14 protein-coding genes are annotated in these 13,627 nt (G+C 70.8%); 11 read left to right on the forward strand and 3 right to left on the reverse strand.

Annotated elements, in window-relative coordinates:
• The first annotated feature begins 353 nt into the window (after positions 1-353).
• Positions 354-1,982, forward strand: a complete 1,629-nt coding sequence (locus ACFY9I_RS20155) for an MFS transporter (RefSeq protein ID WP_391003388.1) — start codon at positions 354-356, stop codon at positions 1,980-1,982.
• Between the two features lie 108 nt (positions 1,983-2,090).
• On the opposite strand, the gene ACFY9I_RS20160 is transcribed toward ACFY9I_RS20155, so the two are convergent.
• The gene (locus ACFY9I_RS20160) at positions 2,091-2,330 is read right to left on the reverse strand and encodes a pentapeptide repeat-containing protein (RefSeq protein ID WP_391003708.1); all 240 of its coding nucleotides are present in this window, start codon (positions 2,328-2,330) and stop codon (positions 2,091-2,093) included.
• Here ACFY9I_RS20160 and ACFY9I_RS20165 point away from each other — a divergent pair.
• Positions 2,329-2,850 (forward strand): hypothetical protein, encoded by a 522-nt coding sequence (locus ACFY9I_RS20165; protein ID WP_391003390.1) that lies wholly within the window; start codon positions 2,329-2,331, stop codon positions 2,848-2,850. The genes ACFY9I_RS20160 and ACFY9I_RS20165 overlap by 2 nt on opposite strands.
• Before the next feature lie 138 nt (positions 2,851-2,988).
• Entirely contained in the window at positions 2,989-3,186 is a 198-nt protein-coding gene (locus tag ACFY9I_RS20170; protein WP_391003392.1) for a hypothetical protein, read from the forward strand.
• A gap of 32 nt (positions 3,187-3,218) precedes the next feature.
• On the opposite strand, the gene ACFY9I_RS20175 is transcribed toward ACFY9I_RS20170, so the two are convergent.
• A complete protein-coding gene (locus ACFY9I_RS20175) occupies positions 3,219-4,634 on the reverse strand; it encodes a DUF2252 family protein (RefSeq protein ID WP_391003393.1) in 1,416 nt (471 codons plus the stop codon).
• 314 nt (positions 4,635-4,948) lie between these two features.
• Here ACFY9I_RS20175 and ACFY9I_RS20180 point away from each other — a divergent pair, with 314 nt between their 5' ends.
• The 6 genes from ACFY9I_RS20180 (at position 4,949) to ACFY9I_RS20205 (ending at position 10,352) form a co-directional block, all read left to right on the forward strand.
• Positions 4,949-5,656 (forward strand): DUF308 domain-containing protein, encoded by a 708-nt coding sequence (locus ACFY9I_RS20180; protein ID WP_391003394.1) that lies wholly within the window; start codon positions 4,949-4,951, stop codon positions 5,654-5,656.
• Positions 5,657-5,682: 26 nt separating this feature from the next.
• Positions 5,683-7,086, forward strand: a complete 1,404-nt coding sequence (locus tag ACFY9I_RS20185) for a hypothetical protein (protein ID WP_391003395.1) — start codon at positions 5,683-5,685, stop codon at positions 7,084-7,086.
• Positions 7,087-7,188: 102 nt separating this feature from the next.
• On the forward strand, positions 7,189-7,656 hold the full coding sequence (locus tag ACFY9I_RS20190; protein WP_391003396.1) for an SHOCT domain-containing protein: 468 nt from the start codon (positions 7,189-7,191) through the stop codon (positions 7,654-7,656).
• Positions 7,657-7,713: 57 nt separating this feature from the next.
• A complete protein-coding gene (locus ACFY9I_RS20195) occupies positions 7,714-8,133 on the forward strand; it encodes a hypothetical protein (RefSeq protein ID WP_391003397.1) in 420 nt (139 codons plus the stop codon).
• A 111-nt stretch (positions 8,134-8,244) separates the two neighbouring features.
• The gene (locus tag ACFY9I_RS20200; protein ID WP_391003399.1) at positions 8,245-8,667 is read left to right on the forward strand and encodes a BlaI/MecI/CopY family transcriptional regulator; all 423 of its coding nucleotides are present in this window, start codon (positions 8,245-8,247) and stop codon (positions 8,665-8,667) included.
• 344 nt (positions 8,668-9,011) lie between these two features.
• Positions 9,012-10,352, forward strand: coding sequence for an LCP family protein (locus ACFY9I_RS20205; RefSeq protein ID WP_391003401.1), 1,341 nt, complete (start codon positions 9,012-9,014; stop codon positions 10,350-10,352).
• An 87-nt stretch (positions 10,353-10,439) separates the two neighbouring features.
• On the opposite strand, the gene ACFY9I_RS20210 is transcribed toward ACFY9I_RS20205, so the two are convergent.
• The gene (locus ACFY9I_RS20210) at positions 10,440-11,315 is read right to left on the reverse strand and encodes a DUF4394 domain-containing protein (protein ID WP_391003403.1); all 876 of its coding nucleotides are present in this window, start codon (positions 11,313-11,315) and stop codon (positions 10,440-10,442) included.
• 330 nt (positions 11,316-11,645) lie between these two features.
• On the opposite strand from ACFY9I_RS20210, the gene ACFY9I_RS20215 reads away from it, so the two are divergent.
• On the forward strand, positions 11,646-12,890 hold the full coding sequence (locus ACFY9I_RS20215; RefSeq protein ID WP_391003404.1) for a helix-turn-helix domain-containing protein: 1,245 nt from the start codon (positions 11,646-11,648) through the stop codon (positions 12,888-12,890).
• Between the two features lie 77 nt (positions 12,891-12,967).
• Positions 12,968-13,588, forward strand: coding sequence for a phosphoribosylanthranilate isomerase (locus tag ACFY9I_RS20220; protein ID WP_391003406.1), 621 nt, complete (start codon positions 12,968-12,970; stop codon positions 13,586-13,588).
• Positions 13,589-13,627 lie beyond the last annotated feature (39 nt).

Genomic DNA, 13,627 nt, shown 5'->3' on the forward strand with positions numbered 1-13,627 from the left:
AGCGGCGAGAGCGGCGAGAACGCGCACGCGCAGTACCGAGGATTCGCTCGGTTCGGGCGGACCGAACCATGGGACGGGGCCACCGAGCGGTGATGCGGACGCTGACTCCGTAAGACCGTTCCGCGCCACCTACGGCCAACCGGCCGCGGGCGTCCGACGGTGGTGATCAGCGGCATCGTCGCAAGGCGGTTCCACGAGCCGACCGGTAGTCGGGCGTTCGGCCGCGCGGTGGCTGCCTCGCCCGTGGCGGGTGAGGCGCCGACACTGCTTCTGAGCTGCGATGGAGATGGTGAAGCGGTCGTCGTCCGGGTGGCGGCAGTGGCGTTCCTGGCCTACTCGACGAGGTGGACGCGGTGAAGCACTGGCGAGCTCTGATAGTCCTCGGGACGGCCCAGTTCCTGATGGTTCTGGACACGTCCGTCATGAACGTCTCCATCAGTCAACTGGTCGAGGACTTCGACACCGAGGTCACCGCCATCCAGGCCGTCATCACGCTGTACGCGCTGGTCATGGCAGCGTTCATGATCATCGGTGGGCGGTTCGGGGACATCCTCGGCCGCCGACGGCTCTTCTTCCTCGGTCTCATGGTTTACGGCACCGGGTCCGCCCTCACCGCCGTGGCGCCCACCCTGTGGGTCCTCGCCGTGGGCTGGTCGGTCATCGAGGGCCTCGGGGCCGCGATGGTGCTCCCCGCCATGGCAGCCCTCGTCGCCGAGTCCTACCGGGGCCGGGACCGGGCCGTCGCCTACGGCGTCATCGGAGGACTCGCCGGTGCGGGCATCGCCGTCGGCCCGCTGCTGGGCGGCTGGGTGACGACGTACCTCACGTGGAGGCTGGTCTTCGCCGGTGAGGTCGTGGTGGTCGTCGCCGTGCTCTTCTTCCGCCGGGCGATCACCGAGGCGCCCCGGACCGGCCCGCGTCCCTCGATGGACGGCGTCGGCGCCGTGCTCTCGGCGGCGGGTCTCGGACTTGGCGTGCTCGGTGTGCTGCAGAGCAGCACCTGGGGCTGGGTGCAGCCCCGCAACCCGCCCTTCACCGTCATGGGCTTCGCGCCGACCCTGTTCGTCGTCGGCGCCGGAGCCCTCGTACTCGCCACCTTCGCCCACTGGGAGCGCCGCAGGGCCGCCCACCACGTCGACGCCCTGGTGCACCTGTCCCTGCTGCGGCGACCGGCACTGCGCTCCGGCCTGGCGGCGCTGCTCAGCCAGAATCTCATCCTGCTCGGTCTGTTCTTCACCATCCCGCTCTACCTGCAGGTGGTGCAGGGCTTCGACGCCTTCGAGACGGGACTGCGGCTGCTGCCCGTCTCCCTCACCATGCTCGCCTCCTCCCTGGTCGCCGCCCGCCTGGGCCGGCTCGCGGGACCGCGCCGGGTGGTGCGGCTGGCCCTGGCGACCCTGGCCGGGGCCATCGTGTGGCTGCTGGCCACGATCGACCCCGTCATCGACGACACCCAGTTCGCCCTGGCCATGGCCCTGCTCGGCGTGGGCATGGGGCTGCTCGCCTCGCAACTGGGCAACGTCGTCCAGTCCAGCGCGGGCGAGGAGGAACGCAGCGAGGTCGGCGGCCTGCAGTTCACGGCCCAGAACCTGGGTTCCGCCCTCGGTACCGCGCTCATCGGCTCGCTGCTCATCGGCTCCCTCGCCCATGCCTTCACCACCCAGGTGGACGACGACCCGCGGCTGTCGCAGGAGGCCCGGCAGCAGGTCGGCGTGGCCCTCCAGGCGGGGATCAGCTTCGTCCCGACCGAACAGGTGCGTACGGCGGCGGAGCGGGCCGGGCTGCCTCCCTCCGAGGTCGACGCCGTCACCGACTCCTACGCGTCGGCGCAGCTCGACGGTCTGAAGGCGGCGATCCTGGCCACGGGCGGCGTCACCCTCGCCGCCTTCCTGGTCACCCCACGGCTGCCCGGCGGGCGGACCCAGCGTACGGAGCCGCCGGCCACGGGAGCCCCGACCGCGGCCCGCGGCGTTACGCCGTGACGCCGAGGCGGCCCGCCACCGCGCTCGCCCCGGTCCGAGGCGGGCTCCATCCCATGGGGGACCGGCCTCTTGCAATCCGGCTCGGTCGGATCGGAACCGGGACCGGCTTCACACGATCAGGGGTCGGCCCGATCGGAACCGCGACCGGCCGCCCCTCCCGATCCGGCGTCGGGGCGACCAGAACTGGGCCGACCTCACCGGAACCGGGACCAGCTCACCGGACCGAGCCGACCCCAGGGCAGCGAAGTCCGACCCAGCGAAGTCCGACCCAGCGAAGTCCGACCCAGCGAAGTCCGACCCAGCGAAATCCGACCCACCGACCGGTCGGAGTGAGGAGGTCGAGCGGATGTCAGCGACCCGGTGCCCCCGGGGCCGTGCGGAGCCCGATGTCGAGCGTCGGGCCCGTGCCGACTACACCGGCGGCGTCTACGGTTCGATGCTCGCCGCTTCGGTGATCATCGGCCTCGGCAGCCTCGGCGCCCATCCCCGTCTGGAGGTCGTCCTTCTGCTGCTCCTGACCGGCCTGGTGTTCTGGATCGCGCATGTGCACGCCCAGTTGTTCGGTGCGCGCCTGGCACAGCGCGGTCCGGCCCGGCGGATCGTGCTGCAGGTCTGCCGCGACGAGTGGCCCATCGTCAAGGCCGCCGTGCCCCCCGCCGCCGCCGTGGCCGTCAGCCCTCTCGTCGGCCTCGATCTGACGGGCGCCCTCTGGCTGGCGCTTGCGATGGCCGTGGCGGGGCAGGTGGGCTGGTCGGTGGCCGCGGCACGGCAGGCCGACGCCTCATGGCGCCTCGTGGCCGTCACGGCCGCGGTCAACCTGCTGCTGGGACTCGTGATCATCGCGCTCAAGCTGTATCTGACCCACTGAAGGTCGTCTCACCTGCCCGGGGTGAGGCGGGGCGGTCCTTCGGGGACGGACGATCGCGGAGAAGGGACGCAGCCCGCCCGGCATTCAGCCCGCTCGATACCAGCCAGCCCGATGCCAGCCAGGGGGTGAAGACTGGCCATGCGCTACGAGATCCGCGTCGACGGACAACTGTCGGACACGCTGACCGGCGCCTTCCCGGAGCTGGACCACGTGGTGATGTCCGGCCACACCGTTCTGTTCGGGCAGATCGTCGACGAGGCCCAGTTGTACGGCCTGCTCGCCCGATGCCAGTCCCTGGGGCTGCGAGTGCTGGAGATGCGCCAGCTCCCCGAGTGAGCCCCTGAAAACCCCAAGGGAATCGACGGGATTCAGAGGCTCTCCGCGCGGACCCGGCCCGTACGGGCGGCGACTCCCAGCGCCTCGAAGTCACGTTCGTTCTGGTCGGCGTAGGACTGGGCGAACTCGGCGAGGGCACGGTCGAAGCGGTCGCTGCCGCCCAGGTACGCGGCGATGGCGACGGGATCGCCGGAGCGGGCGTGGGCGCGCGCCAGACTCGCACCGCAGAGGCGGGCGAACAGCCGCAGCAGGCCCGGATCCATGGTCTCGGGCCGCGCGATGCCCTTCCAGTCGCGCAACTGCCGTACGTAGAAGTCCCGGTGGCGCCCGTCCAGGCCGACGACATGGGTCCAGCCCAGGAAGATGTCACTCGTCGTCTGCATCAGCCGTTGCCCGGACACCACACGGCGGCCCTGGTTGTCGTAGCGATCGCCGCCGAGCTGGGCGGAGAGCACCGACTCCTGCGCCTCCTTGGCCTGCAGCAACAGGGGATCGGTGTCGTCGCGGCCGAGCAGGAGCACGATCCAGCAGCGCGTTCCGACGCTGCCTACGCCGACCACCTTCCTGGCCATGTCGACCACGTGGTAGCGGCGCAGCAGTTGCCGGCGCTCGGACGACAGGGTCCGTACGTACTGGTCCAGGACATGCCGCAGCTCCATCTCCTGCCCCTCGGCGGAGGCGTTCCCGAGCAGGTCACGGAGCGGGGTGATCAGCGGCGGATCCGGTGTGATCAGCCGGCCCCCGGCCGTGACCCGGGTGAGTTTCTCGAAGGCCTGGAGATGGGTGCGCGTACGGGCCTTCGCCGTAGCCTCCGCCGTACGGCGTCGGTGCTCCCTGTCCATCGACGAGGCCATCAGCTCCCGCAGCCGGTCGGCGTCGTCCTGTGCGTACCAGATGTCAAGGGTGCGCATACCGGCGAACTCCCGCATCCGCTGCCGATACGCCTTCAGGCAGGTCAGCACGGCGCCGTTCTGCTCCTCGGCCGAGAAACCGTTGGCCCGGCCCGCGATCACGAAGCTGGCCGCCAGCCGTTTCGCATCCCACTCGAACGGACCGGGCAGCGTCTCGTCGAAGTCGTTGATGTCGAACACCAGATGGCGCTCGGGCGAGGCCAGCAGCCGGAAGTTGAGCAGATGGGCGTCACCGCAGAGCTGCACCGTCAGACCGGTGTTGGGGAGACGCCCGAGGTCCGATGCCATGATCGCGGCAGCGCCCCGGTAGAAGCGGAACGGGGATTCGAGCATGCGGCCGTAGCGGATCGGCACCAACTCCGGGAGACGGGTGATCGACTGCCGCTCTATCACCTCGACCGGATCGACCCTCTCCCTGTCCGTGTCCGCCTCGAACCAGCCGTGGCAGGACCGCGAGGCACGCGTGCGCGCCTCCTTGCCGTACGCCGCTCTCTCGGCCACCGACAGGGACGCCGTGAACGCGCTCGCTGTGGTCATGCTCCCGCACCTCCTGAACTCCGCCCCCGGCGCCCGGAGGCGTCGCTTCGCCGGTTCCGCCCGTACGCCCGTAGGTCAGGGCTTCCGTCCGTAGGTCCACGCCGCCCGCCCGCCTCTCCGCCCGTCCGCGCGTGCCGGAGGTGTCCCAGCCCCTCCCACCTCACCGCCACGGCGCCGCACGGGGATCACCCGCCGAGGGTGATCCGGCGGGCCCCGGGCGGCGTGACGCTGGCCCGTGAGCTGACCGCACACCACCGCGCGAGCCGGGTGTGCGCGAGCCGGAGGCGGCCCGGTCGGCCGCGCGAGGAGGAGCCATGACCGTGCCAGGTGGGCAGGCACCACGTACCGGAGCGGACCACACGCCGCACCGAGGGGACGATCCGCCTGGAACGGCGGGCGCCGTGCCCCACGGAGCGGCTTCCCGGGCGACGGGCGACCCGGCACAGACGCTGGCGAGGATCGGCCGGTCCTGGAAATGGATGCTGGGCTCGGCGCTGGCCACCCTGGTGCCCGGCGTCATCGTGCTGGTCTGGCCGGACGAGACCCTGCATGTCCTCGCCATCCTGATCGGCCTGTACCTGCTCGCGATCGGTGCGTTCCGGTTCGTCGACGTCTTCGCCCGGGACGAGCCCGGTGAACGGCTGCCGGGGCTGCTCATGGCGCTGCTGTACGTTCTGGCCGGCGTCCTGTGCCTGCGGCACCCGTTGCAGACCATCGCCGCGCTCTCGCTGATCGTCGGCATTGTCTGGTTGGCGACCGGCATGCTCACCCTCTACACGGCTCTCGCCGCCAAGGACCTGCCCCACCGCGGCTTCGTCCTCGGCGCCGCGGTGCTCGGCGTCGTCGCGGGGGTCGTGGTACTGGCCGTGCCGACCGAGTCGGCCACGGCACTGACCCGCCTGCTCGGCCTGTGGCTCGTCCTGCTCGGGTTGGCCGAGGCGGCGGTCGCCCTCGCCTGGCGGGCCGCCCTCCACCGGGCGGGCCTCACCGGTTCGCACGGCCCGACCCCCGGGGACGTCTGACCACCCCGCTCGACCGAGGAGGAGTCATGGTCTCGGACAAGGACCCTATGACGTCCGGCTCCGGATCGGACGGCGGTACCGGATCGGACGGCGGCGCTCGACCGGACGGCGGCCTCGGCTCGGGCGCCGGCACCGGTCACGCCCTGACCGCCGAGGAACGTGCCGAGTACGACCGGCTGCGCCGGCACGCGAGCGTGCGTCACCGGCGGCTGCGCAAGGCGGGCGCCTCCGTTCTGCTGCTGGTGACCCTCCTGCTCGCCCCGCTCGCCGTCGCGGCGGCCTGGGTGCAGGACACCGTCACCGATACCGACCGGTACGTCGAGACGGTCGCGCCGCTGGCGTCAGATCCCGCAGTCCAGCAGGTCGTGATCGACCGGCTGACCGATGAGGTGGTGCGGAACGTGGACGTCGAGGCGGTCACGGACGCCCTCACCAAGGTGCTCGCGGACGCCGGCGCGCCGCCTGCCGTCGTGGCGGGGGCCGGGGCCCTCGACGGCCCGCTGCGCTCCGTGGTCAGGACAGTCGTGGACCGCAATGTCACGCGCGTCATCACCAGCGATGTCTTCCAGGAGGTCTGGGAGGGCTCGAACCGGCGGGCGCACTCCGCCGTGGTGCACATGCTCACCGGAGAACGGGAGGGCGCTCTCCGCGCCACCGGCGACACGATCCAGCTCGATGTCGGCTCCGTGGTCGACGAGGTACGGCAGCGCCTCGTCGACGCGGGCTTCGACAAGGCCGCCGCGATCCCCGACAGCGACCGGACGGTCACCCTGTTCCACACCGACGAACTGGGCAAGGCGCAGGACGCCCTGCGTCTGCTGGACATCCTCGGCACCTGGTTGCCCGTCATCACCGTCGCACTCGCCGCCCTGGCCGTGTGGACCGCGCCGGGCCACCGGGTGATGCTGCTGATCACGTCCCTCGGCATCAGCCTGATGATGGCGGTGCTGCTCGTCGCGCTGGCAGTCGTCCGCCGCGTCTACCTGGACGCCGTACCCCCCGGGACGCTGCCCCCCGACGCCGCCGCGGCCATCTTCGACACGTTCCTGCGCTTCCTGCGCGACAGCACCCGCACCCTCCTCGTCGTCTTCCTGGCGACGGCGCTCGCCGCCTACCTCTACGGCCCGGGTCGGGTCGCCCGCCGGGTGCGAGCCCTGGCCCGGCGCGGCACCACCGAGGCGGGGAGCGCGCTGCGGAGCGCTGGAATGGACACCGGACGGCCCGGACGCCGGCTGGCCGCCCACCCCCGGTGGACGTCCGGCGTCGTCCTCGGGGCGGGTGCCCTGGCCCTCGTCCTCTGGAACCGCCCCACGGTCGGCGCCGTCGTGCTCGTCGCCGTCCTGGTCATCGCGGCCCTGGCGATCGTGGCCGTCGTCGCCGCCGCGGGTGGTCCCGCCCCCGACGAGGGCGGGATCACCCGTCCCGGGTGAGGCCCCGTCGTCCTCGCCGCGGGCACGATGAGGACGACGCCGTGGGCTTGCCGAGGACGGCGGGGAGCACCTGTCGGGCGGAGGCCCGGAACGGAGGAGGAGATGGACGGTCAGACATACCTGGCGTACGACTATCCGCTGCTGAGCGTCTTCTGGTCGATGCTGTGGCTCTTCCTGTGGATCATGTGGTTCGTACTGCTCTTCCGGATCGTCGTCGACATCTTCCGCGACGACGACCTGAGCGGCTGGGCCAAGGCGGGATGGCTGGTCTTCACGATCCTGCTGCCGTTCCTGGGTGTGTTCGTGTACGTGATCGCCCGTGGCAGGAACATGGGCCGTCGCGAGGTCGCACAGGCACGTGCGCAGCAGGCCGCCTTCGACTCCTACATCCGGGAGACCGCCCACGGTGCCGGCGCACGCCCCAGCAGCGTCGACGAACTCGCCAGGCTCTCCGAGATCCGCTCGCGCGGCGACATCACGGACGAGGAGTTCCGCCGAGCGAAGGAACTGGTTCTGAGTGGCCAGGGCCCCTCGTCGGGTACGGGCGCCGGCTCGTCCGCCGGGCGCTGAGGGCACCGCACGACACCGAGCTGAGGGCACCGCACGACACCGAATCGAGGAGCAACCATGACCGCCACACACTCCGGGCACATGCGTCCGACCCATCGGTCACGGCCCTTCGCTGAAGGGCTGACCGTCTTCGCCGCCGTCATGCTCATGATCGCCGGCGCCCTCGACATCTGCCGGGGCATCATGGCCATCGCCGAGGACGACGTCTTCGTCACGACCCGCGACTACGTCTTCGAGTTCGACCTCACCGGGTGGGGCTGGATCCACCTCGCCCTGGGCGCTGTTGCCGTCCTCGTGAGCCTCGGCCTCTTCACGGCGTCCCTGTGGGCCCGTGTCGCCGGCGTCGCCATCGCGGGCCTCATCATCGTCGCCAACTTCCTCTCCCTGCCGTACTACCCTGTCTGGTCGATCGTGATGATCGCCTTCTCGGCCTTCATCATCTGGGCGCTGTGTGTGGTCAGGCAGGACGACACCTAAGGCTCGCTCTGATGCGCCGGCGCAGCCACGACCCCGGCGGGCCGTCCCCTCGGCGACTCGCCTTCTACGATCCTGGAGAGATCTGGTCGGGGCGGCGGACGGAGACAGGGCGTGACGGACCGGCGGCGTCCTCGGCGGCGGGGGAACGGGGAGCTGGAGGCACTCGTACTGTCCGCGCTGCGTGAAGGGGACGGCCCCGAGAGCGCCGGGTGGGTGCGGGAGCGGCTGGGCGGGGACCTGGCCTACACGACGGTGATCACGATCCTGACCCGGCTGCTGGCCAAGGGCGCGGTGACCCGGGAGCGCGCCGGGCGGGCCTTCGTGTGGACCCCCGCCTCGGACCCCGCGGGCCTGGCCGCGCACCGGATGCGCAGGGTGCTCGACGGAGAGAGCGACCGCGAGGCGGTGCTGGCCCGTTTCGTCACCTCGCTCGAACCGGCCGACGAGCTGTTGCTGCGTGAGCTGCTGGGCCGGTCGAAGGGTGAAACGGGCGACGCGAGCAGTACGACCGAGTCGGTAAGACCGAATCGGTAAGACCGAGTCAAAACGACTGAGTCACGACTGAGCCAATACGACTGATTCACAAGGGCGTTCGTCCTTCCGGTGCGGTCAGGTCGGCGGCGACGACGATGAACCCGGACCCGGCCGTGACCGTCTTTCTCGTCGCGGCGATGTCACTGTGACGGGTCGTGCGGGCGGGGCGTGGTGAGACGAGTGTGCCGCTCGTCCGTATATCTACAGGCATGTAGAGTCCTGCGGGTCCGGTGATCACAACTACCGGGCGTTCAGGGGGTAGTCGACCGGCCGGATGCGGCCGAGGTGGGGGAAGGCCGGTGAGTGGTACGGGAAGGCGGCGCGCGGGTGCCGGGCGCGGGGGGATGCGGCTGACGCGCCGCGGCCGGACGGTGAGCTGGGTCGCGGGCGGCGCGGCCGTGCTCGTCCTCGGCGTCGGAGGTGTCGGTGCCTGGGTCTACAAGGACCTGGACAACAACATCACGGGCGCCGACGTGGACGCCAAACTCGGCGGGGACCGCCCGGTCAACCTCAGTCCCGGATCCAAGAACATCATGGTCGTCGGCTCGGACAGTCGTGACGGGGCCAACGCCAAGTACGGCAGGGACCTGACCACCATGCAGTCGGACACGCTGATGGTGCTGCACATCCCCGCGAACCGGGAGTGGGCGACCGTGGTGTCCTTCCCGCGTGACTCATGGGTCGAGATAGCGGCGTGCGACAAGGGCGACGGCAGCACCTCCAGCCCCCACCAGGCGAAGATCAACGAGGCGTTCGCCATCGGCGGGACGAGCGGTGAAGTGGCCGGCGCGGCCGCCTGCTCGATCAAGACGGTGGAGGCCAACACGGGGCTGCGCATCGACAGCTTCATGTCCGTCGACTTCCAGGGTTTCAAGGGGATGGTCGACGCCTTGGAGGGCATCGAGGTCTGCCCCGAGCAGGCCATCAAGGACAAGGACGCCCTCCTTGACATGAAGGCGGGCTGCCAGACCGTCATGGGTGAGACGGCGCTCGGCTATGTGCGCACCCGCTACGCGGTGGGCGACGGCTCCGACATCGGACGCATCGGACGACAGCAGGAGTTCATGGAGGCCCTGGCCGCCAAGGCCAAGTCCAAGCTGACCAGTCCCACTTCGCTCTACGACTTCCTGCAGTCCGCCACCAAGTCCCTCACCACGGACGAGGACCTCGCCGGCATCGACCCGCTCTACGACCTCGCCTCCGAGCTCAAGGGCATCCCGAGCGACCGGCTGACCTTCCTGACCGTCCCCAACTACCCCCGTGAGGCCGACGTCCCCGCCGACAAGGCCAACGTCGTCTGGCAGTACCCGCAGGCGGCCGACCTGTTCACCTCCCTCGCGGGCGACAAGGAGGTCGACAAGAAGCAGTTGCAGGCCCGGACCAGGAAGGACCTCGTCTACGCGTCCACCGTGCGCGTCCAGGTCCTCAACGGCACCGGCGTGACGGGGCGCGCCGCCGCCGTCGCCGAGAAGCTGCGCAAGGCCGGCTTCACCGTCGTAGGCACGGGCAACGCGCCCGAGAACAGTGACAGGACCACGGTCATGTACCCGGCCGACCTCACCCAGCACGCGAAGGTCCTCGCCTCGCGGCTGCCCGACACCAAGGCCGCGCGGAGCGCGGACGCGACGGCGGGCGTGGTGACCCTGGTCGTCGGCTCGGACCTGGACCTCGCGAAGTTGCGGTGATCGACGGGGCCGCGGGCTTTCGCCCGCGCTGCGCCGCGGCCCGTCGGTGCCCGGGCCGCGGCGGGGATGTGGTCGGTCGCGCGGGGATCAGGTGCCGGTGAGGGAGATGGCCAGGTCCGTGATGTTCAGGGGGAACTGGCCGATGGAGGTGGCCTGGCCCGTGAAGACGTTGACGCTGTAGAGGGACGGGGTGCTCGCGCCGTACGGGGTGAGGGTGGCGAAGGCGGCGTTGTCGACCGTCCTGCCGCCCGACAGGGTGCTGTAGATGTCCATGCCGGCGTTGATCCCGGCGTCGATGCCCAGGCTGCCCGTCGGGGCGAGCGTGCCGTTGTTGGCCGGGGACTGCAGGACGACCTGGTCGCTGGTGGTGTTGATGTCGACCAGGGTGGTCGCGGTGGTCCCGTCGAGGTCGTTGTTCGTGTAGGCGGCGGCGGAGACGCCCTTGGTCGTACCCTCGATCGGCGGGGTGGTGAGGTTCAGGTCCTGGACGGTCGTGTTGTCGTTGAGGTTGTGCCGCAGGTTCTGGCCGTTGTCGCTGATCACTCGCAGCCGGTCGGCCGCCGGGTTGAAGTCGACGCCGAAGTTCGTGCCGTGCAGCGCGTACTGGAGCTGGGACACCTTGGTGACGACGACGTCCGCGGTGGCCGGCGGGGTCTTGATCGTGTAGATGCCGCCCCTGTTGCCGACGCCGTACATCAGACCGTTCTGCACGCGGAAGTCGATGCCGATCAGGGCCGTGTCGCCGCTGAGACCGGTGATGGCCCTGACCCAGTCGAGCACCTGCGGCCGGTCGGTCTTGAACATGGCCATCAGGGTGCCGTCACCGCTGATCCCGAACGCACGCAGACTGGGGGTGGCGGCGGGGGCGGCCGAGCCGGTGCCCGGCGTACCGAGCATCAGCGCCGTCGAGGCGACCGCGACCGCGACCGCCGCCATGACTCTCTTTCTCGTGCCTGCTTTCATCGGAGTTTCCCTCCCGTTGGGCGAGCGCCATTGCGAGGCGCGTTGCTGAGGAATTCCCGTACCCAGCCCGTACTGCTTACCGGAGTAGTGCCGGAGTCGCGGCGAGATGAGGGCCGCGGTTTTCCCCTCGGGTGTGTACGCGGTTCTCATTAAGGCCGTTTCACAGCTCCTCCACAAGCGGAAGCGGTGACGGGAACGCCCCGGTCCGGGAATTTTGCGCACTGTGACAAAAGCCCGGTCGATATACTTGCCGCCGTTTTATGCGCAGTGATGAACGCCGTCCGGATCTCGTCTGTCGGCGCCTTCGCTCCCACTGACATGCTCGCGTCCATGGGGAGCCTTTTCGCCGAACTGGCCCGGCAGGCGTCGGCCAACGCCCGCCGTGAGGTCGAGATCTACGCGCGTGAGATCCCGGAGTTCGGGTTTCTGGACAAGGACCCCCGAGCACGGGCCGAGACACTGGAACACGCTTTGTGGCTGCGGCACCGGACCGTCGAACTATCTCCGGACAACAGTGGGTTGAGCGACGACGACCTCGACCACATCGCCTCGATGGGGGAGGCGCGGGCCGCGGCCGGAATGTCGCTCGACGCTCGGCAGCGGGTGCTGGCCGTGCACACCGCGCTCATGCTGCGCGAAATCAACGAGGCGACCGAGGCCCAGCGCGGCGGCGGTGTCGACGAACTCATGCGGATGATGAGCTGGTTCGCCCCGCAGGGAGAACGCGGCATCAGCGCCTACCGTCAGGGATTCGTGCGCGTACTGCGCCGCAGGATGCCCTATGTCGAACAGGTCGCCCTGCTGACCCGCTCCCTGCTGAACGGGGATCCGATATCGGCGGAACTCGCCGCGGCCGTCGACCTGGAACTTCCCGATCGCTGTGCGGTGACGGTGTTCCGGCTGCCCGAGCGCCCCGCCGTCGACCAAATCCTGGAAACCGAGATCGAGACACTGGTGAAGAGCCGCCAGGTGCCGGTCATGTGGGGTCCGGACGAGGGCGACGGAAGCGGTGAGCTGATCGCTCTGATTCCCCTGGGCGACGGCGCCCCGCCGACCCGGAGCGAGCCGCCGCACACCGCTCCCGACCTCTTGCCCGAGCTCACCCCCGCCCACGTGCCGGATCTCGTACGGGACCTCACCCGGGCCCTCGGCCGGCCCTGCGCCGTCGGCACCGCCACCGCCCCGCTGTCCGGGCTCGCCGACGCCCTCGACCGGGCCAGGCGGATCAGCCGGGCAGCCCCACTGCGCCGGGCGTCCGCCTGGTCCCGGCCCCACACCCTGGCGGACGTGTTCGTCGAACTCGCCCTCGCCGACGTGCCGTTCGTCGACGCATGGCTGCGCACACTGGCCCGCGACCTGGAGACCGGCCCCGACCTCCTCCTCACCCTCGACGCCTACTACCGCCACGACATGCACCGCGGCGCCACGGCGACCGCCCTCAACGTCCACACCCGCACCCTGGACTACCGCCTGCGCCGGGTACGGGAGCTCACCGGCATGGACCCGGGCTCCACGCGCGGCGTGCGCACCCTCAGCGCGGTCGTCGCCCGGCACCTCTCGGGAGCGTGGCGCTGAACGCGGGGGACGCGGGGGACGCGCCGGACCGGGTGGCCGCCCTCCCCTCGCCGTCGCCGATACGGCAGGCTGGGGCGGTGAGCAACTCCAGTGACTCCCTCTTCATCAAGATCTGCGGTCTGAAGACCGAGCAGGACGTCGACACCGCCGTGGAGGCGGGCGCCGACGCCATCGGCTTCGTCTTCTCGGCCAGCCCGCGCCGGGTCGACGCCGCCACGGCCGCCCGGCTGAGCCGTCGTGTGCCGGAGCACGTCCTGACGGTCGGCGTCTTCCGCGACGAACCCCTGGACGACGTGCGGTCCCTGGCCACCGACTCGGGCATCCGGGCGGTCCAGTTGCACGGCCCCGAGGACCGCGCCTACTACGACGACCTGGCGGGCGGCGGCTGGACCCTGATCCGCGCCGCCGCGTTCGGTGGCTCCGTGCCGCGCTGCGGGGAGTACGGCGAGGACATGCTCCTGCTCGACTCCCCGGTCCCCGGCTCGGGCATCGCCTGGGACTGGGCCGGCAAGCCGCTGGCACCCGCCGGCGAGAGGTGGCTCCTCGCCGGCGGCCTCACCCCGGAGAACGTGCGCGCCGCCGTCGCCGCGACCGACCCCTGGGGCGTCGACGTCTCCAGCGGCGTGGAACAGAGCCGGGGCGTCAAGGACCACGCCCTCATCACGGACTTCATCGAGGCGGCCCGCGCCGGTAACTGACGTTCCGCCAGTTCACCGCGGTGTGCGGCCCGGGAGTGT

It is taken from the genome of Streptomyces sp. NPDC012510 (assembly GCF_042955065.1).
Lineage (GTDB): Bacteria > Actinomycetota > Actinomycetes > Streptomycetales > Streptomycetaceae > Streptomyces.